This window comes from Streptomyces sp. NPDC001770 (assembly GCF_053596135.1).
The window spans coordinates 1-2,360 of record NZ_JBSFFN010000099.1 but is presented as its reverse complement, the minus strand read 5'-3'; the positions used below and the strand labels follow the sequence as shown (position 1 = coordinate 2,360).

Genomic DNA, 2,360 nt, shown 5'->3' with positions numbered 1-2,360 from the left:
GTCGGCGCCACCCTCGGCCCGATCGCCAAGCCCAAGCGGGTGCTGCCGGTGGCGGAGCTGCCCAAGACGCGTTCCGGCAAGATCATGCGCCGCCTCCTGCGCGACGTCGCCGAGAACCGCGAACTGGGCGACGTCACCACCCTCACGGACTCCTCCGTCATGTCCCTCATCCAGACGCAGCTGCCCTCCGCGTCCTCCGAGATCTGACAGCGGACAGACGATGCCGCGCCCCTCGCCGCCCGAACCGGCAGACCTTGTCCGCTCTCGATCGGCTGGGGTGCACGGCGCGGGAAACGTACGGACCGCGGAGCGGCTACCCGCCGCACAATGCGGACAGAGCCCTACGGACTCGGACGGGCTCGTAGGTGGGTGCCGACATCGAGAGCACGACAAGGGCGGTGCGGCCCAGGTGAGTTCCAAGCGCTTGGGCCGCCGCGTCCGCGTCGCGCGCCAGGACCGCCTCGGCGATCTTGTGATGCTGCTCGCTGGTGCCGGCCTGCCACTGGAGCGGATTCCACGAAACGAAAGCCATTCGATAGCGCGCGGCATGGTCCGAGAGCAACGCCAACTCCCGTTCGAGGCGCGGGCCGGACGGATGCACCAAAGCTCGATGGAACTGCTCGTGCGGGCATTCCCACTGCTCGACGTCTCCGGTACGTGCCGCCTCGTCCATTGCGAGCAGCGACCGCTCGATCCCCTGGAGGTGGTCCTCGCTCATGCGCGGAACGGCGATCCCGATCGCGAGCGCCTCAAGGCTGATGCGCATGGCGTAGAGCTCGTCGAGGTCCTCGTTGCTGAACGTCGCGACCCTGGCCCGGTGCTGGGATTCCTGATGGATGAAGCCTTCACGCTGCAGAATCCTGAGCGCTTCACGCAGCGGGCCCCGGCTCACCCCCAGGTTCCGGGCGAGTTCGACCTGGGACAACGGATCCCCGGCGCGCAGTTCGCCTCGCATGATGGCGCGCCGCACAGCGTGATGGGCTCTGCTCACCTCGTCGGGGTGAGCGGTCGTGTCCACCGCCACCTCGGCTGACTGTGCTGCCATGGCGTGTCGGCCTCTCGCGCGTCGATTGTGCGTCCGATGGGTCTCCCGACCGCCCAGACATGTATGGAGCACCACCGTAGCGGATTGCTCTTCTGCAGACTGCTGACACTTTGGAGCTAGAGCCTCACCGCAGCGGCAACCCGCCGCCCGTCGACCGCCTGTAGCAGGGCATCGGGCGACTTCCGCGCTGCCAGACCCGACAAAATGTTGACATATTTTCCATCAGCTGGTTCTCCGCAGCGCCGAGACCGACTCGGCATCACAGGTTGTCGTGACCGAGGTCGGCCGCCAGGTGTTGCAGGAGATCGAACGCGGCATCCGGGATGACCGTCCCTGGTGGAAAGACCGCCGCCGCCCCCATGTCCAGCAGCAGGGGAACATCCTGCGGCGGGACGACCCCGCCGACGGCGATCATGATGTCGCCGCGGCCCTCCTCTTCGAGCTGCTCGACCAGCGCCGGCACGAGCGTCAAGTGACCGGCTGCCAGCGATGACACCCCGACGATGTGGGCATCGGCCTCGACCGCTTGGCGCGCCACCTCGGCAGGCGTCTGGAAGAGCGGGCCGACGTCCACGTCGAAGCCCAGGTCGGCGAAGGCCGACGCGATCACCTTCTGGCCGCGGTCGTGGCCGTCCTGGCCCATCTTCGCGACCAGGATGCGCGGGCGGCGGCCCTCCGCCTCCTCGAAGTCGTCGACCAGCGCGCGGGTACGGTCCACCGACGGGGACTCTCCTGCCTCTTTGCGGTACACCCCGGAAATCGTACGGATCTGCCCGGCGTGCCTTCCGTGCACCTTCTCCAGAGCGTCCGAGATCTCGCCCACCGTGGCCATGGCACGCGCCGCGTCCACCGCCAGGGCCAGCAGGTTGCCCTCCAGATCGGCGCCCGGGGCGCGCCCCGCCGCCTCGGTCAGTGCGCGCAGCGCGTCCTGGCAGGCACTCTCGTCCCGTTCCGCCCGCAGGCGGCGCAGCTTCTCGATCTGCTGGGTGCGCACGGAGGAGTTGTCGACCGAACGGACGTCGATCTTCTCGTCCGTCTCCACGCGGTACTTGTTGACGCCGATGACGGGCTGGCGGCCCGAGTCGATGCGCGCCTGCGTACGGGCGGCGGCCTCCTCGATGCGGAGCTTGGGGATGCCCGCGTCGATGGCCTTCGCCATGCCGCCGGCCGCCTCCACCTCCTCGATGTGCTGCCAGGCCCGCCGCGCCAGGTCGTACGTCAGCTTCTCCACGTACGCGCTGCCGCCCCACGGGTCGATGACCCGCCCGGTGCCGGACTCCTGCTGGAGGAGCAGCTGCGTGTTGCGGGCGATGCG

The 2,360-nt window shown here is 69.0% G+C and carries 3 protein-coding genes; 1 reads left to right on the top strand and 2 read right to left on the bottom strand.

The features are described from left to right. A partial coding sequence (locus ACWCSV_RS34500) for an AMP-binding enzyme (RefSeq protein ID WP_451149207.1) occupies positions 1-207 on the top strand: 207 nt, incomplete at its 5' end. A 106-nt stretch (positions 208-313) separates the two neighbouring features. Here ACWCSV_RS34500 and ACWCSV_RS34495 read toward each other — a convergent pair. Continuing rightward, positions 314-1,024: a GntR family transcriptional regulator gene (locus tag ACWCSV_RS34495; RefSeq protein ID WP_451149205.1), complete on the bottom strand. Its 711-nt coding sequence runs from the start codon at positions 1,022-1,024 to the stop codon at positions 314-316. Positions 1,025-1,304: 280 nt separating this feature from the next. After that, the coding region (locus ACWCSV_RS34490; RefSeq protein WP_451149203.1) for a methylmalonyl-CoA mutase family protein at positions 1,305-2,360 on the bottom strand (1,056 nt) is incomplete at its 5' end.